This window comes from Micromonospora sp. CA-240977 (genome assembly GCF_050942285.1).
Classification (GTDB): domain Bacteria; phylum Actinomycetota; class Actinomycetes; order Mycobacteriales; family Micromonosporaceae; genus Micromonospora.
This window is the reverse complement of sequence record NZ_CP192055.1, coordinates 4,653,260-4,678,205: the sequence shown is the minus strand read 5'-3', so window position 1 is coordinate 4,678,205 and position 24,946 is coordinate 4,653,260. Positions and strand designations below refer to the sequence as shown.

Genomic DNA, 24,946 nt, shown 5'->3' with positions numbered 1-24,946 from the left:
GGCATCCGCACCGTCCAACTGAGACAAGGTGGTCGAGGGTGAACTTCCAGGCCGCCCCGGCGGGGGCCGGCAGCGTCATCGACAGCATCGGCGTCGCACTGCCCGACCGGGTCATGACCACCCGCGAGGTGCTCGACGGCTGCCGGAGCCGGCTGGCACTGCCGCTAGAACAGACCACCGGGATCGTCTCGCGGCGCGTCGCCGGCGACGCCGAGTACGCCCTCGACCTGGCCACCCGGGCCGCCGAGGACTGCGTCTCCCGCTCGTCGATCGGGCTCGGCGACGTCGACCTGCTCATCAGTGCCAGCATCTCGCGGGTCGACAGCCCGGACCGCTCGACCTACGAGCCGTCGGCGGCCACCCAGCTGCGTCACCGGCTCGGCTGCGAACGGGCGTGGGCGTTCGACGTGACGAACGCGTGCGCCGGCCAGTTCACCGGCATCTACTTCGCCGACGCGCTCATCCGGGCCGGCGAGATCGGTTCGGCGCTGATCGTCAGTGGGGAGTACATCTCCCACCTGATGCGCACCGCCCAGCTGGAGATCGCCGACGAGCTCGATGCCCGCATCGCCTGCCTGACGCTCGGTGACGCGGGCGCGGCGGTCCTGCTGACCCGCACCGACGACGGGCCGGGAGGCTTCGAGCACATCGGCATCCGTACCGTCGGGCGGTACCACCACCTGTGCGTGGCCGGGCCTACCGATCGGCCGCACGGTGGCGTGATCATGAAGACCGACATGATGGGCCTGGCGGCCGCCGGCATCCGGGAGATGGTGGCGCACACCCAGCAGGCCCTCGGCGCGATGGGCCTGTCGCCGACGGACTTCGACAGGTTCATCCCGCACCAGACGTCGACGCTGGCGATCCAGGCCGCCGTCCGGCGCACGAACAAGGTCTTCGGCGGCGTGGTCCTTGACGAACGGGACGTCATCAACAACCTGCCGAGACGCGGCAACACCGCGACCACCTCGCACCCGGTCGCACTGCGCGACGCGAGCCGCGACGGGCGGATCCGGACCGGCGACCGGGTGCTGTTCGAGGTCGCCGCGTCCGGCGTCAACGTCGGCACCGCCGCGTACCGGCTGGACGGGCTGCCCGACCGGCTCGCCCGGGGGACCCGGTCACCGCGGACCGCACCCCCACGCCCCCGCCCGGCACCATGGCCGCACCCGGTGCGCGCCGTAGCGATCGGCCTCGCCGAACCCGCAGCCGGACCCGCAGGCGGACCCGCGGCCGGAGCTGAGCCCGGCGCGACGACGCTCCAGCTCATCCGCGCCGCCACCGACGACTGCCTGCGCCGGGCGGGCGTCAGTGCCTCCGACGTCGACCTGCTCATCCACGTCGGGGTGTACCGCACCGGCATGATCGCCGAGCCGGCGATCGCGGCGATCGCCGCGGGCGAGCTGGGCTTCGACGGCAGCACCGCGGCCACCGGTGAGATCCTCGCTTTCGACGTCACAAACGGCGCCCTCGGCACGCTCGACGGCTGCCGGATCGCCGCCGAACTCATCCGGGCCGGCAAGGCCGACACCGCCGTGGTGGTCGCCTCCGAGGTCGAGCAGCGCGAGCCCGGCGCCGCCGGGCCCGCGGTGGCCAGGTGCGGCTCGGCGGTGCTGCTGCGCCTCGACGCCGACCGGGCCAGCGGCTTCCTGGGTTTCCACAGCCGCTCCGTCGCGACGCCCGCCCCGGACCGGGGCGCCTGGGCGATGCAGGACGGCGGGCACAACTTCATCCGCGCGACCGACCGCGGCGAGCCCGCCGCGGCGTACGCCGAGCACCTGCCCGCGGTCGTCGCGGAGCTGCTGGACCGCATGCGGGTGGGGTCGGACGCGATCCGCGCGGTCGTGCCGCCCTGGCTGCCACCGCCGGTCGAGCGCCGGCTGCGCGACACCTGGCCGGTGCTCGGTCCGCGGCTTGTCACGCTGCCGCCCGTGTCGCACGGCACCGACCTGTTCACCTCGGCCCTGCCGGTCGGTCTGCGCGCCGTGTCCGCCGGCGGCGGCGTGTCGCCAGGCGAACTCGTGGTGGTCGTCGGCGCGAGCACCGGCATGGAGATCGGCGCCGCGCTGTACCGCATCTGAAGGGAGCGCGTATGTGTGGTGTCGCCGGCATCCTCGACCTCGACGCCGCTGTCGAGCCGCACCGGCTGGCCCGGATGGCGCATTCGCTGGCGCACCGCGGGCCCGACGGCGAGGGCTACTTCGTCGCCCCGGGGATCGGGTTGGCGTACCGCCGGCTCGCGATCGTCGACGTGGCCGGCGGGCAGCAACCACTCAGTGACGAGCGCGGCGACATCCAGGTCATCTTCAACGGCGAGATCTACAACCACCGGGCACTGCGGGCCCGGCTCGTCGAGCGCGGCCACACCTTCACCAGTGGCAGCGACGGTGCCGTGATCGCCCACCTCTACGAGGAGCACGGTCTCGGCTTCGTGGACCACCTCGACGGGGACTTCGCCATCGCGTTGTGGGACGGTCGCCTTCGTCGGCTCACGCTCGCCCGGGATCCGGTCGGTGTCAAACCGTTGTACTACCACGTCGACGGCGGCCGACTTCAGTTCGCCAGCGAGGTGAAGGCCCTGTTCGCGTCCGGGCTGTGCGCGGCGCGCGTCGACCCGCAGGGGCTCCGCGACGTCTTCGGCTACGGCCAGCCGACCGCCCCGGGCACCTTCTGGGCCGGCGTCCACGACCTGCCGCCCGGGCACCTGCTGGTGGCCGACGAGCAGGCGGTCACCCTGCGCCGGTACTTCACCCCGCTGGTCGGGGACCCGAACGACCTGCTGAACGGGCGGCCGGCCGTCGAACAGTTCCGCTCGGCGCTGGTCGAGGCGGTCCGCAAACGGCTGCCGGACGAGGTCGACTTCGGCGCGACGCTGAGCGGCGGCCTGGACAGCACCGCCGTCGTCGCGACGATCTCGGCCATCCTCGGCATACCGGTGCAGACCGCCAGCATCCGGTTGCCCGGCTCGGACCTCGACGAGGGCCGCTACTCGCGGCTCGCCGCGAGGGCACTGGGGGTCGACAACGTCGAGATCGAGTTCGGCGGCGCCGAGGCGTGCGCGCACCTGGCGAAGACGCTGTGGCACCTGGAGGCGCCGCAGTGGTTCGGCGTCGCCACGCCGTTTCTGAAGGTGACCGGGATCGCCGCCGAGCGGGGCGCCAAGGTCGCGCTGACCGGCGACGGCGCCGACGAGTTGCTCGGCGGCTATTCCTGGTACGTCCTGCAACGGTTGGAGCAGCGGCTCGGCCGGCTGACCCGGGCGGGCCTGGATCCGCTGCGCCGGCTGATCCTGGGCCGGGTGCTGGCCCACAACGCGGCCCCGGCCGGCGCCGCCGCCCACCTGCTCGCCGTGCCGGGGCGGCTCGCGGACGCCGGCGATCGCTTCGGTGGTGGCGCACCCGCCTGGTACTACCTGTGGTCGGCGATGGACGCGGTCGCGCCCGCGCTGCTGCGCCCGTCCAGCGGCGCCCTCGCCCCGTCGCCGCTGCCGCCCCCGCCGGCGCACACGCCGCTGCACCGCTCGTTGCACTACGAGTACCAGACCCGCCTGCCCAGTTGGGTCCTGCTGCTCAGCGACCGGCTGTCCATGGCCAACGGCGTCGAGGTACGCGTGCCGTTCATGGACCGAGCGCTGCTGGACCTGTCGGCCCGGCTGGATCCTCGGGTGCTCATGCGCGGCACCAGCGAGAAACACATCCTCAAGGAGGCGCTGCGCGACGTGGTCCCGGCACCGATCCGACGCCGCCGGAAGAAACCGTTCTTCACGCCCATCACGCCGTGGTATCTCACCGGTCCCGGAGAGGAACTCGCGGCGACCTACCTCGGGCCGGCGGCGGTACGCGCCAGCGGGCTCTTCGACCCGGCGGAGGTGACGGCGCTGCACCAGGCGGCGCTGCGGGGGGCCGGACGCACCTGGGAGGGCACGGTCGCCGAGTGGGCCAGCATGGCCGTCCTCACCACCCACCTGCTGCTGGAGGTGTTCCACGACGCGGCGGCCACCCCCGCACCGACAGCGCTCCCGGCGCCGCTCGCCAGCGCCCTGCAACGCGCCGAGCGGCGATGACGAGCACCGAGCGGCACCCCTGGCCCGGCATCGAGTCGCGCACGATCCTGGTCACCGGGGCGACCGGCTTCATCGGCGCCCGGCTCGTGCGCCGGCTGGCGGACCTGGGTTGCGCCCCCGTCGCGATGGTCCGCCCGACGTCGGACCGCACGGTTCTGGCCGGCATCCCCGGGCTGCGCTTCGCGGTCGCCGACCTCGACACCGGCGCGGGCGTACCGGCGGCCGTCGCCGGCGTCGACACCGTCGTGCACCTGGCCGGCCGGGTGAAGGCCCGCCGCCCGGGGGCCTTCCGGCGCGGCAACACCGAGTCCACCGGCCGGCTGGTCGCGGCCGTCGCCGCCGCCGCGCCGACCCCTCGGCTGGTGCTGTGCTCGTCCCTGGCCGCCGCCGGACCGTCGCACCCCGGCCGGCCCCGGGACGAGTCCACGCCGGTCGCGCCGGTCTCCGAGTACGGCCGCAGCAAGCTCGCCGCCGAGGAGATCGCCCGCGCCGCCGGTGTGCCCACGGTGGTCCTCCGCCCGACCATCGTGTACGGCCCGGGTGACCACGACTTCCTGCCGTCCTTCCTGCCGATGGCCCGCCTCGGCACCCACCTGCGCCCCACCCGCCCGGAACGCGAGTACTCCTTCGTGCACGTGGACGACCTGTGCGCCGCCCTGATCGCGGCCGTCGTCAGGGGCGGGACGCTGCCCCCGAACGGCGGTGCCGAGGGCGTGTACCTCATCAGCGACGGCGGGGTGTACGGCTGGAGCGACTTCTGCCGGGAACTCGCCACCGCTGTCGGCCGCCCCCACCCGCGCTTCATTCCGGTCCCGGGTCCGCTCGTGCACGCGACCGGTTGGCTGTGCGATCTGAGCCCGGTTCGCCGCGGCCCGGCCCTGACGATGAACCGGGACCGCGCGCACGAGATCCGGCAGTTGGCGTGGACGTGCGCCACCGATCGGGCCCGGGCGGACCTCGGCTTCACCCCCGCGTACCGCCTGCCGGAGGGCCTGGCCAGCGCGGTGGCGTGGTACCGCAACCAGGGCCTGCTTCGCTGACCGCTCCCGCGCGCGGCTACGCCGGCGGTTCGACCGCCTCGACGAGGACCTGGAGCACGTGCCGGTACGGCTGCCCGGTGGCCCGGCTCATGCCCATCTCGCAGGTGCGGTTGGAGGAGGCGTACGCGTCGTGGTCGCGCTTGTTGATCTCGGCGGCCTGGGCGGCGGTGGCGCCGGCGGTGACCTCGGGGTGCAGCAGCCCCCGGTCGCCGGCGAAGGCGCAGCACCCCCAGTTGTCCGGCACTGTCACGGTGTCGGCGACCGCCCGGGCCACCGTCCGCAGGTCGTCGGTGCCGCCGAGGTGCACTGTGGAGCAGGTGGGGTGCAGGGCCAACGAGCCGAGCCGCCGGGGCTCCGGCAGCGCCGGCAGGAGGTGCTCGGCGGTGAACGTGACGCTGTCGACGAACCGCAGCTCGCGGTAACGCGCCCGGTCCTCCTCGGCCAGCGCGGCGGTCAGCTGCGTCAGCCCGTGCGTGCAGGACGACGCGTCGCAGACGACGGGCAGGCGCCCCTGGTCGCTGGCCGCCCAGAGCACGGCGAGGGTCCGCTCGGCCATCTCGCGGTGCCCGGCCGGGTAACCCTTGGACTGCCACGGCGTTCCGCAGCACAGGCCCGACGTGCCGGCCGGTACGACGACCGGCACTCCCGCCAGCTCGCACAGGCGCAGGAACGCCGCCGCGGCGCCACCGGCCGGGCCGTCCTCCGGGGCGAAGAGGCTGCCGACGCAGGCCGCGAAGAACACCGCCTGGGCGTCCGGCGCGCTGCGGGGGCCGGGGCGGGGAGCGCCGGCGCGCGGCATGTCGTCGCTCCACTCCGGTACGAGTTCGGTGCCGCCGAGCCCACGGAGCACCGCGGTGGCGGCACGGGTCAGCGGTGTCGGTACGGCGTGCGCGGCGGTCAGTCCCACCCGGACGCCGGTCACGGCGGCCTGCCAGTGCCGTGCGGCGGTGCGGGCGGTGCGTTGGGCGCGAGGGCTGTGCCGCTCGGCGCGCAGCCGCTTCATCGCCGCGCCGGTGTCGATGCCGACCGGGCAGGCGGTGACGCAGAGGCTGTCCGCGGCGCAGCTGTCCACCGCCGCGTACGCGTAGTCGGCGGTCAGCTCCCGGCGGCGCTCCTCGTCACCGGCGGCGGTCGCGAGCGCGATGTGCCGTTGCAGGACGATGCGCTGCCGGGGGGTGGTGGTGACGTCGGCGGTGGGGCAGACCGGCTCGCAGTAGCCGCACTCGACGCAGGCGTCCAGCTCGGGGTCGACAGTCGGGACGGCCTTGAGCTGCCGCAGGTGCACCGTCGGGTCGTCGTTGAGCAGCACACCGGGGTTGAGCAGGCCGCTCGGGTCGCACATCCGCTTGAGGTCGCGCATCACGTCGTACAGCTCGTCGCCGTACTGGCGGCGGACGAAGGGCGCCATGGCCCGGCCGGTGCCGTGCTCGGCCTTGAGGGTGCCCCCCTCGGCAAGCACGAGGTCGACCATGTCGTCGGTGAACCGGGCGTAGCGGTCGATCTCGGCCGGTGTGTCGAAGGACTGGGTCAGCATGAAGTGCAGGTTGCCGTCGCGGGCGTGTCCGAAGATCACCGCGTCCGGGTAGCCGTGCCTGTCGAACAGGCGGATCAGCCCGTCGCAGGTGCCGGTCAGGCGCGGCATCGGCACCGCGATGTCCTCCAGCAGGGCCGTGGTGCCGGGCGCGCGGGCGCCGGCGACCGCCGTGTAGAGGCCCTTGCGCAGGTGCCAGAGCCTGGCCCGTTCGCGCGGGTCGTGGGTCAGGCCGGTGCCGGTGACGGCGGGCAGCCGGTCGAGCACGGGCTGGGCGTCGGCAAGCGTCGCGGCCAGCCGTTCCGCGCTGTCCTCGGCGAATTCCACAAGCAGCGCGGCGTGCCCGGTGACCGTCAGCCCGCGCAGGGCCGCGCTCGCGTCGGGGTCGCGCTGGCTGACCCGCAGCGCGGCCGCGTCGAGCAGTTCGGCGGTACGCGCACCGGCGGCGAGCAGGGCGGGCAGCGCGTCGGTGGCGGCGCCGAGGCCGGGCAGGATCAGCAGTCCGGTGGCGGCGTGCTTGTGGATCTCGACGGTCCGGAAGACGGCCTCGGCCACGAAGCCGAGGGTGCCCTCGCTGCCGATCATCAGGTGGGCGAACATCTCGACGGGGCTGTCGTGGTCGAGCAGGGAGTTCAGCCCGTACCCCATCGTGTTCTTCATCGCGAACAGCCGCTCGATCGTCGCCCGTGACCCCGGTGCCGAGCGCACCCGGTCGCGCAGGCGCAGCAGCCCGGCGTGCAGCTCGGGCTCGTCGGCCCGCAGCCGGTCGTCGGCGTCGCGGGCTGCGGAGTCGACGACGGTGCCGGACGGGAGGACGAAGCGCAGCGACTCCATCGTGCGGTACGCGTTGTCGGTGGTGCCGCAGGTCATCCCGCTGGAGTTGTTGGCGACCATGCCACCCACAGTGCAGGCGGCCTCGCTGGCCGGGTCCGGGCCCAGCCGGCGGCCGTAGCGGGCCAGCCGGGCGTTGGCCTGCCGGATCGTCAGGCCCGGCTGGAGCCGGATGCGACGGCCCTCGTCGAGCACCTCGGCCTGCCGCCAGTCGGTGCGGACGTCGACGAGCACGCCCGCGCCGCCGGCCTGCCCGGCGAGGCTGGTGCCGCCACCGCGCAGGGTCAGCGGCACGCCGGCCTCCCGGGCGCCGGCCATCAACGCCCCCACCTCGGCCGCCGAGGCGGCGCGTACCACGGCCTGCGGCTCGAACAGGTACGGCGAGGCGTCGTGCGCCGCCGCCAGCCTGCGGGGCAGCTCGGTGCTGGCCCGGTTCGGATCGTCGAGGCGCGAGCGCAGCAGCTCGGCGACCTCGCGGGCGCGGACGCCGGCGGCGCTCGGCGCGGGTACGACGGTGCTCATTGGCGGATCCTCCCGGGAGGGGTGGTCAGTCGGCGATGATCAGCAACCGCTCGGGCGCGGTGTCGACCGGCGCCGGCAGCCGCAGCGGTTGGCGACCGGGGGTGATGCTGCCGAGCACTGAGGCGTGCCGCGCGCCGGTGCCCGAGGGCAGGGTGCCCGGCAGCCCGTGCACTGTCAGGTAGCCCAGCAGCGCGAAGGCCAGCGCCTCCTTGGCGTCCGAGGCGACACCCCACTCGTCGCTCGACGACAGGAGCACGCCCGGCAGCTCGTCGGCGATCATGCGCATCAGTGTCGGGTTGTGGGCGCCACCGCCGGAGACGACGAGCTGGGTGACGCCGTGGTCGCGGCAGGCGCCGGCCACCGTGACCGCCGTCAGCCGGGTGAGCGTGGCCAGCACGTCCTGCGGTTCCGGCGTGGGGGCGTCGTCGAGGGCGGCGAGCAGGTACGGCAGGTGGAACAGCTCCTTGCCGGTGCTCTTCGGGCCGGGCAGCCGGTAGTACGGCTCGTCGAGCAGCCGCCGGAGCAGCGCCGTGTTGACCTGCCCGGCCGCCGCCCCGCGCCCGTCCCGGTCGTACTCCTCGGCGCCGCCGCTGAAGTGGCGCACGGCGGCGTCGAGGAGCGCGTTGGCCGGCCCGGTGTCGAACGCGAGCGGGTCCGCGCCCGGCGCGACGACGGTGATGTTGGCGATGCCGCCCAGGTTCAGCGCGGCGGGGACGCCGGGCAGGCCACCCAGCAGCAGCGCGTCGAACAGGGCGACCAGGGGAGCGCCCTGGCCGCCCGCGGCGACGTCGCGGCTCCGCAGGTCGGCCACGACCGGAAGGCCGGTGGCCTCCGCGATCCAGGCCGGCTGACCGAGCTGGAGGGTGCCCCGGACCACCCCGCCATCGACCCAGTGGTGCATGGTCTGCCCGTGCGAGACGACCAGGTCGGCGTCTCCGCCGCACAGGTCCGCGAGCGCCCGCACGCCGGCCGCGGCGAAAGCCTGGCCGATGCCGGTGTCCAGTACGCAGATCGCCTCGGTGGTGGTCGGCGCGGGCGGCAGGGCGGCGGCGATCCGGGTGCGCAGCTCGTCCGGGTACGGGTGGCTGAGCCGGCCCAGCGGCCGCATCCGCACTGTGTCGCCGATCTGGTCGAACTCGGCAGCGGCGGCTTCGATGCCGTCGTAGGAGGTCCCGGACATCAGGCCGATCACGCGCATCGCTGTCTCCTTCACGCCCGGCCGGCGGGCGTCGCCGCGGCGTCGTCGTCGACCTCGTCGCGCCGTCCATGGTCGTACGGCGTCTCCGGGGCCGGGTGGAACCGGCTCGACACCGCGCCGACGACCAGGGTGATCAGGACGCCGATCGGCACCAGCCACTGCGCGGCGATGGCGGTCGCGGTGGTGGTACCGGCCGTCGTCACATCGATCTTGACAAAGCGGACGATGTAGGTCATCACCGCCACCGTGACGAGGAACGCGATGAACGCGTCGACCTGGTTGGCCCGGCTGACCAGGCGGCCGAGCAGGAAGGCCCCGAGCAGCGCGCCGTAGGTGTAGCCCGCGATGGTCAGACCGGTCAGGTAGACGTTGCCGGTGCTGGAGCTGAACGCGCAGGCGAAGACCGCCATCAACACCGCCCAGACCAGGGTCATCACCCGGGCGAGTCGCAGCATCGCGTCGTCCGACGGGACCTTGCGGAAGAAGCTGTGGATGAAGTCGGCGACCGTGGAGTTCGACATCGAGTTCAGCGCCGACGACAGCGAGCCCATCGCGGCGCCGAGGATGCCGGCCACCAGCAGGCCCGAGATGCCCACCGGCAGGGCGTGCAGGATGAAGCTCGGGTAGAGGTTGTCGCTGCTGGCCAGGCCGAGCTCCTTGAAGGTCTGACCCTTGTTGTACGACCACAGCAGCGCGCCGACCAGGGAGAACGCCGCGAACTGGATGACCACGAAGATGCCCGAGGCGACCATCGCCTGCTGACCCTCGCGCAGGGTGCGGGTGGACAGGATGCGCTGGACGATCAGCTGGTCCGAGCCGTGGCTGGCCATCGCGAAGATCGCACCACCGATGATCGCGGTCGGCAGGGCGAACGGGCTGGTGAGCACGTGCGCGAGGTCGAAGTTGGTGTCGAAGAGGTGGAACTTGCCGGCGTCCAGCGCCTGCGAGTAGCCGTCGAAGCCGACGGCGTGGCTGAGCACCGCGATGGCCAGGATCGCCCCGCCCAGGTAGAGCCCCATCTGGATGGCGTCGGTCCAGATGACCGCCTTGATGCCACCGAGGTAGGTGTAGACCACAGTGATCAGGGTGAGCACGATGATGATGGCCTGGTAGCCGACGTTCAGCCCGAACTCGTCGAGGAGCAGCTTGATAGGGATGGCCGAGGCGAACAGCCGTACACCCTCGGCGAGCAGGCGGGTGAAGACGAACGTGACCGACGCCAGGCCCTGGAGTTTCAGGCCGAACCGCTCACCGAGGTACTGATACGCGCTGACGAAGCCGCCGCGCTTGTAGAGCGGGATGAGCACCGCGGCCACGACGACGCGACCGATCACGTAGCCCAGGGCCAGCTCGACGTTGCCGAACCCCTGCCCGCTGTAGGCGCCGCCGGGAACGCTGATCACGGTCAGGACGCTGGTCTCGGTGGCGACAACGGAGAACGAGACGGTCCACCAGGGCAGCCGTCCCTCGCCCACGAAGTAGTCCTTGGCGGACTTCTGCTTGCCGGACAGGCGTAGTCCGACGTAGGCGATCACCACGAGGTACAGCACGATCACGACAAGGTCGAGTTGACGCACGGCTCGCTCCCAACCAGGGGTTGTCAATAAGTGACGCATGTCTAGCGTATCGCGAAACTTTTTGCCAGTTCGCCTCCGGGCTGGCTACGCTGTGGTCACAACCTGCTGATATGGGGGATAACGGTGGCCCACTGGCGTCGCCACCCATCCGCCGCTGCCGCCTCAGCCCGACCGCGGCGTTCAGCCGCGCACGCGCTCCACGTCGACCGCACCGGCGAGCGGCTGCCCGCCGGGCGGCGACTGAACACCAGCGAGAGGAACGAACACCCCGTGGACCTCAGCACCCTCGGCACCGAGACCCGCAACGACAAGACAAGCGACCTCGACCGGATGTCTCCCACCGAGTTGCTCCTCGCGATGAACGACGAGGACCACACCGTCGCGCTGGCCGTCCGCCGGGCCGTACCGGACATCGCGGCCGCCGTCGACGTCGTCGTGGCGTCGCTGCGCCAGGGCGGGCGACTGATCTACCTCGGCGCGGGCACCAGCGGCCGGATCGGCATGCTCGACGCCGTCGAGATCCCACCCACCTTCGGCACACCGCCCGACCGGGTGCTCGGCCTGCTCGCCGGCGGGGCGGGCGCCTTCGGCGTCGCCGTCGAGGGCGCGGAGGACAGCCCGGCCGGTGCCGTCGCCGACCTCGACGCGGTCGGCCTGACCGCCCGCGACACGGTGGTCGGGCTCGCCGCCAGCGGCCGTACGCCGTACGTGGTCGGCGGGTTGGCGCACGCCCGCGCGCTCGGAGCGTCGACCGTCTCCGTCGCCTGCAACCGCGACGCGGTGATCAGCCGGTACGCCGACGTCGCCGTCGAGGTGCCCACCGGTCCGGAGGTGCTCACCGGCTCCACCCGGCTCAAGGCCGGCACCGCCGAGAAGCTCGTCTGCAACATGCTCTCGACCGCCACGATGGCCCGGCTCGGCAAGGTCTACGGCAATCTGATGGTGGACATGAACGCCACTAACGAGAAGCTCGTGGACCGGGCGCGCCGGATCGTCGCCGAGGCCGCCGACACCGATCTCGACACCGCCACCCGGGCGCTCGCCCAGGCGCACGGGCACGCCAAGACGGCCATCGTGCTGCTGCTTGCGGGCTGCACCGCGGAGGAGGCCGCGGCACGGCTGCGCGCGGCCGACGACGACGTCCGGGCGGCCGTCGCGGCCTGACCCACCAGGGCGGCCTTCGGCCGGCGACCCGCCTCCCGGCCGGAGCGCCACCGGATCGACGAAGCGCCCCGTCCGGGACGGACGGGGCGCTTCGTGGTGTCAGTCGAGCTGTGGGCCGGGAACCGCGTGGTTCCCGTCAGCGTCGACGCCGGGAGCGGTGGCCACCTCGATCCGGGGTGACCGATCCGGCGGAAGGTGGGCGAGGTCGGCGATGACGACCACGTCCACGTCCCCGTCGATCATCGTCTGCTCGACGGTCTCCCACGGTGCGCGGACGATTCCCGCCAGGCGGTAGGAGTTCCGGCGAAGGTGCGCGAGACACATCGCGACGGCGGACTCCGACGGCTCGATGGTGGCGGGGACCCAGATGACTGCTATTTCCATGGGACTCTCCTGATCAGTGTCGTGGATGCGACTGGGTGATCAAGAGCTGTTGTGGCGGCGGGGGACCCCGTTCCACCGGCCGGCTGGCAGCGCGCCTGTCGATGGCGGTGACGGTCAGCCCCGGTCGCAGCAGTGCGGTGAACGGCGGAGCGTCCGCCGTCGCCGTGGGTGGATCGACACCGCCGGCGCCGGCGCCGGCCGGTGCCGAGGCGAGTGCCAGAGCGAGCGCCGGTAGGCCCGACGTGGGGCGCGCGGGCGGGCCGGGTGCCGGCCCGGCGACAGCGGACGGCCTCGCCCGGGTCCGATCCGGTGTCCGGCCGTCGGACGTGCCGTGGGCGCTGCCACGGGACACCGTCACCGTCATCGCGCTCGGCGGTGGTGTCGCTGGCCGCGGGGCAACGCGCGCGGCCGGGGAACCCGGGGCGGATGGCACCGGCGCGGTCCGTGGCGAGGACGGCGGCGGTGTCTCGGGTGACCGGGTTGGTGTGTCGGTGGCGGGCCCGGCCGACGGCGGGGGCACCGGGACGGCCGACGGCAGGGGGAGCGGGACCGAGGTCGCCGACGGCAGGGGCAGCGGGACCGAGGTCGGCAGCGGCAGGGGCAGCGGGACCGACGTCGGCAGCGGCAGGGGGACGGTCAGCTGGACCTCGACCAGGTCGGGTACCCGGACCGTGCTGCGCGGTGCTGCGGGGGCGACGTCCACCGGCGGGAGACCGGTCGGCGGCGGCGGGTCGGCGTGGGCGCGGTTGGCGCCCAGGGCCGCGCCGAGCGCCGCCGCGCCGAGCGCCACCGCGGGAAGGCTGTGCCGCGGCCGCATCAGACGGCGGCTGCCGAGAGCGAGACCCGCGGCCCGGCCCGGTCGGACGCACCGGTCCGGCGCAGCTGACCGGGGGGTTGCCCCTCGTCCTGCGCTGCCTCCTCCATGTGCTGGTTCTTGCCCCGGGACACTTCGGGCTACACCTGCTGTCGATATCCCACCGTCCGATGTGGACGGACCGCCCTGCCGGCGCTGGTGAACAGTCGGGTCGGTCGTCGCGACAGCGGGGCGGTTCAGACCCGGGCCTCGGCGGGTGTCGCAGCGGTGTCGAGCGGCAGGTCGCGCAGCCGGCGGATCGGGGTCGACAGATAGATGATCGGGGAGAGCACGGTGATCGCCCCGAAGATGAGCAGTGTGGTGCGGGCGCCGAGCGGCCCGGCCAGGACGCCGGCGAGCAGGCCGCCGAGCGGAATGGCGCCCCAGGAGACGAACTTGACAGTGGCGATCACCCGCGACAACAGCTCCGGCGGGCTGGCGAGCATCCGGTACGTACGGGTGGTCACGCTGAGCACCACAGTGGACCCGGCGAGGACGAGGTTCCCGACCGCGAAGGCGACGTAGGCGGCGGTGCCGGTGCCCAGCGGAATGATGAGCGCGCCGACCACTCCGACGAAGGCCGAGATGATCAGACCACGTGCGGTGCCGACCCGGTCGGTGAAGCGGGTGGTCAGCGCGGCGCCGACGAGCGTGCCGAGCCCGTCGACGGCGAGCAGCAGCCCGGCCAGGAGCGGCGATGCGTGCAGCTCGCGCACCAGGTAGAACGGGAAGAGGGCCAGCATGGCGCCGCTGACGAAGTTCGTCGCGGTGGCGTCCCACATGGCCGGCCCGATGATGGGGTGGCGCAGCACGTAGTGCCAGCCCTCGCGGATCATCGTGACCATCGGCGGCCGGCTGTCCGGTCGCCGCACCCGGCGGGCCGGCAGGGTGCGCAGCAGCACGGCGGAGACCAGGTAGCTGGCGCTGTCCACGAGCAGCGTCGGCGCCGCGCCCAACAGTTGCACCGCGAGCCCGCCCAGGGACGGCCCGCCCAACTGGGTGGCGGCATGGGTGCCGGAGTTGAGGCTGTTGCGCGCCTGCAACTGGGCGGCCGGCACGATCTCCGGCAGGAAGGTCTGGTTCGCCACGTCGAACAGCACGTTGGCGAAGCTCACGACCAGGGCGACCGCGACCAATTGGGCCACCGTCAGGGTGTCGTACCACCAGGCGAGGGGGACGGACGCGATGGCGAGGGCCCGGATCAGGTCCAGGGCGACCTGCATGCCGCGCAGCGGCACGCGCTGCACGATCACCCCCGCCGGCAGGCTGATCAGCAGGTACGCGAGATAGCCGGCAGCCGTGATCAGACCCATGTCGAACGCCGACGCGTGCAACACGACAAGCGCGGTCAGCGGCAGGGCCACCCCGCCGACCGCGGAGCCGAGGTGGCTGGTCGTGCTTGCCGTCCACCAGCGCCAGAAAGCAGTCAGTTTCATAACGGAACTCACTATGGCGATGGCGGTGCGGACGGTCGACCCGACAGCAGGGGTCCTGGCGCCGGCGGAGGGTGCGGTCTGCGTGGGCCGCGACGCGCGCCCTGGTGAGGACCCGGCCGAGCCCGGTGTTCACGGAAGCGCGAGTTTGGCCCGGACGCTTGCGGCGTCCGGGTGGTGCAGGGCCGTGAAGATGTCCAGTGCCCGCCGCCAGTCGGCCCGCGCGGCGCCGCTGTCGCCGAGGGCGGCGCGGGTGTCGCCCAGCCGGCTGAGGGTGTCCGCCTCGCCCCAGCGGTCGCCGAGGTCCCGGGTCAGCTCGAGCGTGCGCTCGTAGCACTCCACGGCCTTGTCGTACTGGTCGAGGTGGTGGTGGGCGAAACCGAGGCTGTCCCAGGTGGCGGCCTCGCCCGCGCGGTCGCCGAGCTGCTGGAGGAGGTCGAGCGCCTGCTCGCAGTACGCCAGGGCCGAGCGGTGCTCGCCGAGCTGGGCGTGGCACCACCCGACCGCGTTGAGCGCGTCGGCCTGGGCCCTGCGGTGGCCGGCGGACCGGGCCAGGGCGAGGGTCCGGGCCGAGTGCTCGAGGGCCTTCCGCGGCTCGCCCTGCCGGTCCCACAGCGAGGCGAGGTTCTGGTGCGTACGCGCCTCGCCCTCGGTATCTCCACCGAGGACGTACAGCGCCAGAGCGCGGTCGAGGTGGCGGTGCGCGTCGGCGTAGTGACCGACAACGGTGTGCGCGCCGGCGAGAAATCGGTGGGCCACCGCCTGTGCGACCGGGTCGCCGAGACGCTCGGCGGCGAGCAGGGCGGCCCGACAGGTCTCGATGCGGTCGTGCCAGTGCCCCTGCCGGTCCAGGAAGGTGTCCAGGGCCCTCCCCAGCCGCCACACGTGCGCGTCGAAGCCGGCGTCGGCGGCCCGGCGCAGCGCGGCGAGCAGCACCGGGTGTTCGGCCGTCAGCCAGGCCATCGCCTCCGCGTGGGAGGTGGGCCGGTCGGGGAGCACGCCGGCCACCGGTGCGGTCCGGAGGTGGTCCGCCGGGTCGCTGTGTGGGCGCAGCAACTCGTCGGCGGCGTGGGCGCTGTGGGTGTAGTGGTCGAGCAGTCGGGTCGTGGCGGCCCTGCGGTCCGGCTCGGGATCGGTGTCGTCGCTGAGTTCGGTGGCGTACGCCCGCAACAGGTCGTGCACGGTGAACCGGCCGGGCCGGTACTCGCTGAGCAGGTTGGCGCGGGTCAGTTCGGTCAGCAGCCGGCGGGCCGCATCCGCCGGGAGACCGGCCAGGCTGGCCGCCGCGGGCACCGTGATGTCCGGGCCGGGGTGCAGACCCAGCAGCCGGAACAGCCCGGCCGCTGGCGCGGTGAGCGAGGTGTACGACCAGGAGAACACCGCCCGCACCTCGCCGACCGCGTCACCCGCGTCGAGTGCACCGAAGCGCCGACCGGCGGTCCCCAACTCGCTCGCGAGGGTGGCCAGCGGAAAGCCGGACTGCTGAGCCCGGGCCGCGGCGATGCTCAACGCCAGCGGTAGGCGGGCGCAGGCGCCGATGATCGCCTCGGCGGCCTCCGGTTCGGCGGCCACCCGGTCCACGCCGAGCCGGTTGGTGAGCAGGGCGCTGGCCGCGTCGCGGGTGAGCAGGCCGAGCGGGAACGGGTGCGCGCCGTCGAGGCTGACCAGCGAGGTGAGCTGGTTGCGGCTCGTCACCAGTACCAGCGTGGCGGGTGTGCCGGGCAGCAGCGGACGGACCTGTTCGGCGTCCCGGGCGTTGTCCAGCACGACGAGGATCCGCCTGCCCGCCAGCACGCTGCGGTACAGGGCGGCCTGGGCGTCGAGTTCCGCGGGCACCCGCGCGGCCGGCACGCCCAGCGCGTCGAGGAAGCCGCGCAGCGCCGTCGCCGCGCTCAGCGCCTGCCCGCCCGGGTCGAAGCCGCGCAGGTTGACGTAGAGCTGACCGTCGTCGAACCGTTCGGCGACGCGGTGCGCCCAGTGCACGGCCAGGGCGGTCTTGCCCACCCCGGCGGTACCCGAGATCGCGGCGACCACGACGGCGGTGGGCGCGGCGACGAGCTTGTCGAGCCTGGCCAGTTCGTCGTCGCGACCGGAGAGGCTGGCCACGTCGGCGGGCAACTGCCGGGGCACCGGTTGGTCCGCCGCGTGCGGCACGCGGCGGCGGTTCTCCTCGATCCGGTCGCGGGCGGTGGCCAGCGCGCCCTGCTCGGCCGGCGTGGCGCCGAGCAGCCGCACCAGAGCGTCGAGCCGGTCGGTGGGCGGCAGCGTCTTCGCGGTGAGGTATTCCGCGATGGCCGTGTGTGACCAGCCGGTGCGGGCGGCCAACTCCCGATAGGTCAGCTCACCGCCGCCCAGTTGACGGGCGTGCCTGCGCCGCAACGCCCGCAACAGCCCGGCCAGGTCGTCGAGCGTTCGCGCCCCGGTGACATCCAGCGCCCGGCCCTCCACAGTCGACAACTGACGTACGTCAATGTACGGCGGTGTACGGGATTCGGGCCAGAGGCCCGGTGGATCGGCGATTCTGCTCGCGTGCAGAGCGCACCGATCGCACCTAGTGGAGGTTCCGTGTCCGTACATCTCAAGCCTCTGGTTCTGGCTCTGACCGTGCTCGCGGCAACGCTCACCATCCCGGCGACGGCCGCCTCGGCGGCACCCGACGCGACGATCTGCAGGACGAAGTCGGCCTGTGCCGGCGGCGGCCTCTCCGTGGTGTCGTCGCGGAAGTCGGCCCGTGCCACCGGCGGCGTCGGGACCAACGCGATCCAGGTTCCCCCGCCGGCGGGCTTCCCGCCGGGCACCCCCTGCTATCGCGAGGAGGTCTCCGAGGAGGTCTACGAGACCGCCACCTACACCACCATCTACGAGATGTACTTCCAGGCGAGCGTCTGCCTGTTCGCCAACGAGATCGTGCTGTACGGCCTGGACACCTCCCTCTCCTTTCCCAACGACACGCAGGACCCCCGACTGACGTCGATGCAGTTCGTCGTGCGCGACGCGATCGTCAACTACAGCCCGACCGAGAAGGACGGCTACTCCGAGCTGTGGGCGACGTTCTGCCCCGACCCGGCGCAGCCGAGCACCTGTCAGCGGTACCTGCACCGCCTGGGCCTCATCTTCAACCCCGCCTGGGTCTACCCGTTCTCCGTGTTCGAGCGCCTGAGCTGACAGGGCGCGCGGCCCTTCTCCCGTGACTGGTCGGGGCGTCTTCGGCTGCCACCACGTGGAGCGCCCCGATCACCCGTGTCGGCACCGGTTGCCAGCGGATCACGGCGGCGTTACGTTGGGATCTCATCGACGATCGTCTACGCCGCAAGCTACGGGGGCCGCATGTCCACGTCTGTCACTCGTCGCACCGTTCTGGTCGGTGGGGCCGGTGCCGCCCTCGGCCTGGCCCTGCCCGGTCACGCCGCCCACGCCGGTGACCACCATCCGACAAGCGTGCGCTTCACCCTCGACGCGACAACGCTCGACGGCGGTGAGCAGGTCACCTCGGTCACCCTCGACACCGGCCGGCTCGGGCCGATCGATCCGGCCGGGCTGACCCCCGGCACGTTCAGCGTGCACGCCAAGGCCACCAGCCCGATCCCGATCGCTCCCGGCGACCAGATCTTCAGCGAGTACGACCTGGACCGCACGGTGACCGCGGCCCGCCTCGACCGGCACGGCAACATCGTGCTGGAGCTGAGCCACGCCGAAGGTCAACCCGGCGGTGGCACCCTCGGCTACATCCTGAGCCTGGGCCGCAACGTCCGGTTGGACCTCGTCTACACCATCACGCAGAACACCCCGATCGCGCGACGCCACGGCCCGCCGGTCACCATCACGCGCTTCGTGCAGGGACGGCTGTCGAACCCCGAGGTGGACGCCTTCAGCCACCACGTCTCGGGCTCGGGCCTGAAGTACCGGCTGTATTCCCCCGACCACTCGCCCCGGCACGGTCGGCGACCGCTGATCGTGTGGCTGCACGGCGCCGGCGAGGGCGCCTCGCTGCCCGACGACTACTACGACAACGAGACCACGCTCCGCGCCAACCGGGGGGCGCTCGGCTTCGCCACCCCGCAGGCACAGCGGATCTTCTCCGGCGCGTACGTGGTGGCGCCGCAGAGCACCTCCTACTGGATGGAGGACGGCCCCCGGTTCGCCCCGCTGATCCGCGAGATCGTCCAGGACCTCGTCCGCCGCGAGCGCGTCGACCCCGACCGGATCTACGTGGTCGGGTGCAGCAACGGCGGCTACATGTCCCTGGAGATGACAGTCGCCTATCCCGACCTGTTCGCCGCGTCGGTGCCGATCTGCGGCGTCGTCGAGCCGCTCGACGGCTCCGGCCCGCCGCTGATCACCGACGCGCAGTTGGCGGCGATCCGGACCCCGACCTGGCTGGTCACCTCGCGCGACGACGACACCGTGCCACCCGCGACCAACACGATCCACGCCCACGACCTCATCCCGGGATCGCTGCTCAGCCTGTACGACCACGTCGTCTGGAACGGCTACCAGTTCCCCGGCCACTGGTCCTGGATCTACGTGGCCCGCAACGACCCGAGCCTCAACGGCACCCACATCTGGCAGTGGATGGCGCGCCGTCGTCGATGAGGTGAGCCGTCGTCGATGAGGTGAGCGGGAGCGGCCGCCCGAACCCGGGTGGCCGCTCCTTCTCGGCTCAACACCAGGTCAGCGTCGAGTTGATCCGCGTGACGTTGCTGATCGTGTTGTTCGCTCCGCCGCAGGGGCTCTGGGTGATGTTGGTGCCGCTGACCGTCAGGTTCTGGAACCGGATGCCGGAGGAGATCGGGAACTCGGTCCGCGAGGCGATCCGTACCTCGCCGCCGCCCGTCACCGTCCCGGAGACCCCGGCGATGACGACGTTGTAGCAGTTCTCCACGAGGATCGCGTTGTTCCCGGTGTTCGAGATCGTCACCCGGTCGATGACCGCGCCACCGGACTCGGACACGCAGAAGATCCCCCGGCCACCGCCGGACGCGAGCACGGTGCCGACCCGGATGTTCGTGGGGTACGAGCTGCCCACCCGGCCGTTGCGGTTGGCCATCCGGAACGCCGCGTACCCGGTGCCGGTCCCGGCGCCCTGCGCGTCGACAGTGCCCACCGTGGCGTTGATCGTGTCGTTGAGCAGCAGGCCGGAGTCCCGGGTGTTCCGCGCCGTGACCGTGCCGATCGTCAGACCGTCCACGCCGTACGTCTCCACGCCGTGGGTGCCGCTCCCGGACACGTACACGGTGTCGATGCGGATGTTGCGCACCTTGACCGCGCGGTCTCCGCCGTGGTTGTCGATGCGGACGCCCAGACCGGCCGAGAGTCGCATGTCGATCTGCCCGAGGGTCAGGTTGTTCACGTTGCGCATGAAGATCCCGTACAACGGCGAGCCGGTCAGCGTGAGGTTCTGCACCTCGACGTCGGTGGTCCCTCGCGAGTACACCGGCGCCTGGTCGCCCGAGCCGGACCCGGTCACGTTGATCGTGCCGCACACGGCAAGTGTCGTGTACGACGGCAGGGACAACCGCGAGCCCGCGCTCATCGAGCCGGAGCCGCGCACCACCACGCGCTGCTTCGACGTACGGCCCGCCGAGAGCGAGTTGACCGCCGCCTGCATCGCCGACAGCATGTCCGATCCCGAGTAGACGGTCGACGAGCCGTTACGGGCCGTCCAGGTGCTCCCGCTCAGGACGGCCTCGGCGTTGCTCGACCCGCTGCCGCAGCCGGTGGTGCCACCTCCCACGGCCACCAGCTGCCACTGCTGGTTCGCCCCGTTGAGGTCGGTGTACTGACTGATCCGGCCGCCGTCGGCCGTGGACCGCTCCCACACCTCAAGTGCCTTGGCGGAGTGGCGGTTGATCAGCCGAACGTGGCCGGCGTCGGAGTCGAGGACCTGGAACTGCTGGTTGGTGCCGTTCAGGTCGGACCACTGGCGGTACTCGGCGCCGTCGGCGGTGTTCCACTCGAAGAGGTCGACGACCTTGCCGCTGTGCCGAGCCTTGAGGCGGTAGTAGCCGCCACCGGAGGAGACGAACTGGAACTGTTGGTTGGTGCCGTCGTTGCGGGACCACTGCTGGAGCACGGCGCCGTCCGCCGTCGAGGTGTCCCGGACGTCGAGCGCCTTGCCGCTGTGTCGGTTGACAAGGACGTAGTAGGCGTTGGTGTCGATGCTCGCCGCCGCTGCCGGCGGCACGCCGACCAGAACGGCGCCGGCCGCGGCGACAAGCGTGGTGATCATGGCGAGCGCCAGGCCCGTACGCCGGGCCCGCCGGATCGATCCGCCGCCGGACGGTCTTGTCCTGATGGTGAAGGGCATCGCTCCTCCTGGGCTGGATCGGCTCCGGGCGAGCCGGGACGGGTGACGGCGGCCGCGGGCGTCGCAGCCGGTGGGCGGCTATTCCAGGTGGAAGGTGGCCGAGGCGCGGTCGGCGCTCGAACTGACCGCCTCCACGTAGAGCAGTCCGTCGCGGTGGCGGACGTACCGGCCCGCGTAGTTCTGGGACTCCAGGGAGATCCCGGCGCTGTCGGCGAGGCCGGCCTGGCGACGGAAGCTGGCGTCGTTGCCGAAGAGCGCCGAGCCGTCGTTCTTCTCGACGTACAGGGCGAAGCCCCGGTGGCGCAGGTAGTACCCGGGGAAGTTCGTCGACTCCAACGACACGGATCCGCCGCCGGCGAGGCCGTTGACGATCCGGAACTGCGAGTCGGCTAGGTTCGTCACGTTCGCTTCGATCCGCGCCCGGTAGTCGTAGTGCCGGATGTAGCTGCTGGCCAGATCGTGGGAGCGCAGCCGAACCGGGGTGGCCCCGTCGGGCACCGGGATGCCGAAGTTCGGGGTGCCGTCGGCGTTCCAGTACACCTTCTGCAGCCGGGTGCGCCGGTTCGGGTCGTTGAGCGGGTCGCCGCTGATGTCGCGGTAGTTGCGGTCGTGATAGACCAGGATGTCGCTCTGCCCATCCTCGGAGACGGTGAACGAGTTGTGGCCGGGGCCGTACTGGCCGGTGGCCGCGTTACTGACGAACACCGGGTTGGGGCTCTTGCTCCAGGCGGCGGCGTCGAGCAGGTTCGCGGTGGCGGAGGCGCTCAGCATCCCGAGGCAGTAGTTGGCGTCGGTCGCGCTGGCCGAGTAGGTCAGGAAGATGCGGCCGTTGCGCTGGACCACCGCCGGTCCCTCGGCGACCCGGTAACCGCGGGTCTCCCAGTCGTACGTCGGCACGACGAGCCGGGTCACGGTGCCCGTGATCTGCCACGGGTTGGCGCCCATCCGGGCGAGGTAGACGTTGGAGTTGTTGGAGAGGCCCGGCTCCTGCTGGGCCCAGGTCAGATAGCGCACCCCGTTCGCGACGAACGTGGAGGCGTCCAGGCTGAAGGTGTCCCAGGGGGTCGTGATCCGTCCGCGCTCGGTCCACGAGCCGGTCAGCGGATTCGCGCTGGTGTTCTCCAGCGCGTACATCCGGATTCGCCACACGTCGTCGGTCCGGCCCGCGGCGAAGTAGACGTACCACCTGTTGTTTATGAAGTGGATCTCCGGTGCCCAGATGTGGGCGCCCATCTCCCCGCTGGTGTGGCGGCTCCAGATTGTCGACTCCGTCGCCGTCGCGAGCCCCTGCAGGGTGGTCGCGCGGCGCAGCACGATCCGGTCGTACTGCGGCACCGTGGCGGTCAGGTAGTAGTAGCCGTCGGTGTGCCGGAAGATGTGCGGGTCGGCCCGCTGGTTCACAAGCGGGTTGGTGTAGTTGACGGCCGGTGCGGCCTGCGCCGGCCCCGCCGCCGGCAGCCCGGCGGAGACGGCGAGCACCACCAGCACGGCGGCCGCGACCGACCGTAGGCGTCGGCCGCCGGGGCGGTCGGCGCGCTCCGGACCGATGGCTCGGCGGGTGGCGGGATCGGTGCGGGGGAGTGGCAGCGGCATCTGTCCTCCGTGCGGTTCGTGAGCGACCCGTTGGTGGTGTGGAAGGCCGGCCGACGCGTCGTGGCCGGCCCGGTTGGTCGCCGCGTTGGGACGGCGACCGGTGGGGGGTCGCGCCTGGTGGCGACGCCACCGCGGGCGGTCGACCTGCGGCACACCGCCGGCGAAGGAGCGCGGGCGGGACGGAGACATGTCGAGGGTGTTGCGCCCAGGTAGCGGTCATAATGTTGGCGTTAACATTGATGTGTGTCAAGGAAATCTGGCCGGTGACCTGCTCAGCGTCCGGCCAGGGGTTGGCGTCGTTGTCGCGGCGGTGGAGGCGGGCGGCCAGGGTCAGAGGGCGACCAGGCCGGTCCGGTACGCGACGACGACGGCCTGGACCCGGTCGCGGAGACCCAACTTGGCCAGGATCCGGGCGACATGCGTCTTCACTGTCGCCTCCGACAGGTGCAGGCGGCCGGCGAGTTCGGCGTTGCTCAGGCCGTGGGCCAGCAGGCCCAGCACCTCCAACTCACGCGGGGTCAGAGCGGCCAGGTCCCGATGGATGGCCGGCGGGTCGGAGTCGCGCTGGGCGAACCGCTGCACCAGCCGCCGGGTGATCGCCGGTGCCAGCAGCGCGTCGCCGGAGCGGACCAGCCGGACCGCACCCACCAGATGCTCCGGGGTGACGTCCTTGAGCAGGAAGCCGCTCGCTCCCGCGGTCAGTGCCGCGTAGACGTACTGGTCGAGGTCGAAGGTCGTGAGCATGATGATGCGCGGTGCCTCGCCGGCGCCGGCGAGGATCTGGCGGGCGGCCGCGAGACCGTCCATGTCGGGCATCCGGATGTCCATCAGGACCACGTCGGGCCGGTGCCGGTGGACCGCCTCGACGGCCTCGACCCCGGTCGTCGCCTCGGCGACCACGTCGATCCCGTCGGCGGTCAGGATCATCCGGAACCCGGCCCGGACCAACGCCTGGTCGTCAGCGACCACCACCCGCAGCGCTGCGGTCATGCCGTGCCCCCCAGAGGTGTGCCTGTCCGGTCGTCTCCCGCGACGTCGTCGAGGGCATTCTCCACAGGGATGAGGGCCTGGACCCGGTATCCACCGGTGAGTCGTGGACCCGCCTGCACCGTGCCACCGTAAACCGCCAGTCGCTCGCGCAGACCGATCAGCCCGCGCCCGGTGCCGGTACCGGCGGTCGCGCCGGCTCGGCCGCCGGTGTCGGTCACCTCGACCCGCAGGTGGGTCCCGGCGTCGTCGACGAGCACGCGGACGGATGCGCCGGCAGCGTGTTTGACGGCGTTCGTCAACGCCTCCTGCACCAGCCGGTACACGGTCAGCTCGATGCCGGACGGCAGCGGCCCCCGCTGCCCACGCACGACCAGCTCGACCTCGACCCCCGAGTCGCGCACCCGCTGCACCAGCGCGTCCAGCCCATCGAGGCCGGGCTGTGGGGCCAGCTCGGCCGCGCCCTCCTGCCCCAGCACGTCGCCGTCCATCGTGAGCAGCCCCATCACGTGCCGCAGCTCGGTCATCGCCGCCCGGCCGCCGGCTTCGACCGCGAGCAGCGCCGCCCGGGCGTCCTCGGGCCTGGACTCCATCACCTTGCGCGCCGCGCCCGCCTGAATCACCATCACGCTGACGTTGTGGGTCACCACGTCGTGCAACTCCCGGGCGATCCGGGCCCGTTCGAACTCCGTCGCCCGGCGCAGCGCCTCGACCTGCTCGTGCTCCATGGCCGACATTCGCGCCCGGCCCTCGTCGGCGTGCTGTTTCCACCGGCGTAGCCCCTCGGCCGCCACCGCGATCGGCAGCAGGATCAGGAACGGCACCGCGCTGTCGGACACCGAGCTGGCGTCCGACTGCAACCCGGCGTGCAGAATCGCGGCCGCCGGCAGACTGGCCAACGCCAGAATCTTGTACGGGCTGAAGACAGCGGCGCTGTAGCCCGCCACCACGCACGCGAAGAAGGACAGCCGCAGCGCGGCCGGATTGTCGTCGACCAGCACGGCGCTCGCCAGCACCACCCAGAGCGTCCCCAACGGGTACCGGCGGCGAAACAGCAACGGCAGTACGACGAGCATGAGCAGTACCGCCGTCCAGCCGGTCCCGTCGTCCTCGACCGGCAGGAAGGGCGGCCACACCGGATCGGGTGGCAGTGGCTCACCCGGCCAGAGCTCGCCCCGATCGAACTCGACGTGGTGCGGCGCCGGCCGGTCATCGACATCCCTATCCGCCTGGATCGCGAGAAGACCGAGCCCGAGCGCCAAGAGCGCGTCGAACAGCTGCCCCCGGCGCGACAACGGTGGCAGCTGGCCGACCGGACGAGCCAGGGACCGGAGGTGGGACCACAGCCGGATCACCATCGCACGCCCCGTCATCGGTTCATTCTCGGTGCCGACCGCGCCGGTGCCTATCCATCGGGAGAGCGGTGCTACTACATCGCACGCCTACATCGCAGGGATGACGTC

At 72.5% G+C, this 24,946-nt stretch carries 17 protein-coding genes; 6 read left to right on the top strand and 11 right to left on the bottom strand.

Annotation, left to right across the window (positions count from 1 at the left end; translation table 11 throughout):
- The first annotated feature begins 38 nt into the window (after nt 1-38).
- From ACQPWW_RS21285 to ACQPWW_RS21275, 3 genes are read left to right on the top strand one after another with little or no spacing between them, the layout of a single operon-like run.
- Nucleotides 39-2,081 carry a 3-oxoacyl-[acyl-carrier-protein] synthase III C-terminal domain-containing protein gene (locus ACQPWW_RS21285; protein WP_433124977.1) on the top strand — a complete coding sequence of 681 codons (2,043 nt, stop codon included), beginning with the start codon at nt 39-41 and terminating at the stop codon, nt 2,079-2,081.
- 11 nt (nt 2,082-2,092) lie between these two features.
- On the top strand, nt 2,093-4,063 hold the full coding sequence (gene asnB / locus ACQPWW_RS21280; protein WP_433124976.1) for an asparagine synthase (glutamine-hydrolyzing): 1,971 nt from the start codon (nt 2,093-2,095) through the stop codon (nt 4,061-4,063).
- Complete coding sequence (locus ACQPWW_RS21275) at nt 4,060-5,103, top strand: NAD-dependent epimerase/dehydratase family protein (RefSeq protein WP_433124975.1); 1,044 nt, start codon at nt 4,060-4,062, stop codon at nt 5,101-5,103. Before asnB ends, ACQPWW_RS21275 begins: the two co-directional genes overlap by 4 nt.
- A 16-nt stretch (nt 5,104-5,119) precedes the next feature.
- Here ACQPWW_RS21275 and ACQPWW_RS21270 read toward each other — a convergent pair whose 3' ends face one another.
- The 3 genes from ACQPWW_RS21270 to ACQPWW_RS21260 are packed head-to-tail and all read right to left on the bottom strand — an operon-like array spanning nt 5,120 to nt 10,762.
- On the bottom strand, nt 5,120-7,987 hold the full coding sequence (locus ACQPWW_RS21270) for an FAD-binding and (Fe-S)-binding domain-containing protein (protein WP_433124973.1): 2,868 nt from the start codon (nt 7,985-7,987) through the stop codon (nt 5,120-5,122).
- Nucleotides 7,988-8,012: 25 nt separating this feature from the next.
- Nucleotides 8,013-9,185, bottom strand: coding sequence for an anhydro-N-acetylmuramic acid kinase (locus ACQPWW_RS21265; RefSeq protein ID WP_433124972.1), 1,173 nt, complete (start codon nt 9,183-9,185; stop codon nt 8,013-8,015).
- Between the two features lie 11 nt (nt 9,186-9,196).
- A complete protein-coding gene (locus ACQPWW_RS21260; protein ID WP_433124971.1) occupies nt 9,197-10,762 on the bottom strand; it encodes a sodium:solute symporter in 1,566 nt (521 codons plus the stop codon).
- Nucleotides 10,763-11,032: 270 nt separating this feature from the next.
- On the opposite strand from ACQPWW_RS21260, the gene murQ reads away from it, so the two are divergent.
- Nucleotides 11,033-11,926, top strand: a complete 894-nt coding sequence (murQ, locus tag ACQPWW_RS21255; RefSeq protein WP_433124969.1) for an N-acetylmuramic acid 6-phosphate etherase — start codon at nt 11,033-11,035, stop codon at nt 11,924-11,926.
- Nucleotides 11,927-12,025: 99 nt separating this feature from the next.
- Here the strand turns inward: murQ and ACQPWW_RS21250 are convergent, their stop codons facing one another.
- The 4 genes from ACQPWW_RS21250 to ACQPWW_RS21235 form a co-directional block, all read right to left on the bottom strand.
- Nucleotides 12,026-12,310 carry a hypothetical protein gene (locus tag ACQPWW_RS21250; RefSeq protein ID WP_433124968.1) on the bottom strand — a complete coding sequence of 95 codons (285 nt, stop codon included), beginning with the start codon at nt 12,308-12,310 and terminating at the stop codon, nt 12,026-12,028.
- Between the two features lie 13 nt (nt 12,311-12,323).
- Complete coding sequence (locus ACQPWW_RS21245; RefSeq protein WP_433124966.1) at nt 12,324-13,127, bottom strand: hypothetical protein; 804 nt, start codon at nt 13,125-13,127, stop codon at nt 12,324-12,326.
- A 233-nt stretch (nt 13,128-13,360) separates the two neighbouring features.
- Entirely contained in the window at nt 13,361-14,599 is a 1,239-nt protein-coding gene (locus ACQPWW_RS21240; protein ID WP_433124964.1) for an MFS transporter, read from the bottom strand.
- A 129-nt stretch (nt 14,600-14,728) separates the two neighbouring features.
- Nucleotides 14,729-17,044 (bottom strand): ATP-binding protein, encoded by a 2,316-nt coding sequence (locus ACQPWW_RS21235; RefSeq protein ID WP_433134470.1) that lies wholly within the window; start codon nt 17,042-17,044, stop codon nt 14,729-14,731.
- 117 nt (nt 17,045-17,161) lie between these two features.
- Between ACQPWW_RS21235 and ACQPWW_RS21230 the strand changes: the two genes are divergently transcribed.
- On the top strand, nt 17,162-17,761 hold the full coding sequence (locus ACQPWW_RS21230; RefSeq protein WP_433124962.1) for a hypothetical protein: 600 nt from the start codon (nt 17,162-17,164) through the stop codon (nt 17,759-17,761).
- Nucleotides 17,762-17,923: 162 nt separating this feature from the next.
- Nucleotides 17,924-19,189: a prolyl oligopeptidase family serine peptidase gene (locus tag ACQPWW_RS21225; RefSeq protein ID WP_433124961.1), complete on the top strand. Its 1,266-nt coding sequence runs from the start codon at nt 17,924-17,926 to the stop codon at nt 19,187-19,189.
- Nucleotides 19,190-19,256: 67 nt separating this feature from the next.
- Here ACQPWW_RS21225 and ACQPWW_RS21220 read toward each other — a convergent pair whose 3' ends face one another.
- From ACQPWW_RS21220 to ACQPWW_RS21205, 4 genes are all read right to left on the bottom strand, one after another.
- Complete coding sequence (locus tag ACQPWW_RS21220) at nt 19,257-20,903, bottom strand: RICIN domain-containing protein (protein WP_433124960.1); 1,647 nt, start codon at nt 20,901-20,903, stop codon at nt 19,257-19,259.
- Nucleotides 20,904-20,981: 78 nt separating this feature from the next.
- A complete protein-coding gene (locus tag ACQPWW_RS21215; protein ID WP_433124958.1) occupies nt 20,982-22,496 on the bottom strand; it encodes a family 43 glycosylhydrolase in 1,515 nt (504 codons plus the stop codon).
- 330 nt (nt 22,497-22,826) lie between these two features.
- Complete coding sequence (locus ACQPWW_RS21210; RefSeq protein WP_433124957.1) at nt 22,827-23,486, bottom strand: response regulator; 660 nt, start codon at nt 23,484-23,486, stop codon at nt 22,827-22,829.
- A complete protein-coding gene (locus ACQPWW_RS21205; protein ID WP_433124956.1) occupies nt 23,483-24,856 on the bottom strand; it encodes a sensor histidine kinase in 1,374 nt (457 codons plus the stop codon). The genes ACQPWW_RS21210 and ACQPWW_RS21205 overlap by 4 nt, the downstream gene beginning before the upstream one ends.
- Nucleotides 24,857-24,946: the final 90 nt, after the last annotated feature.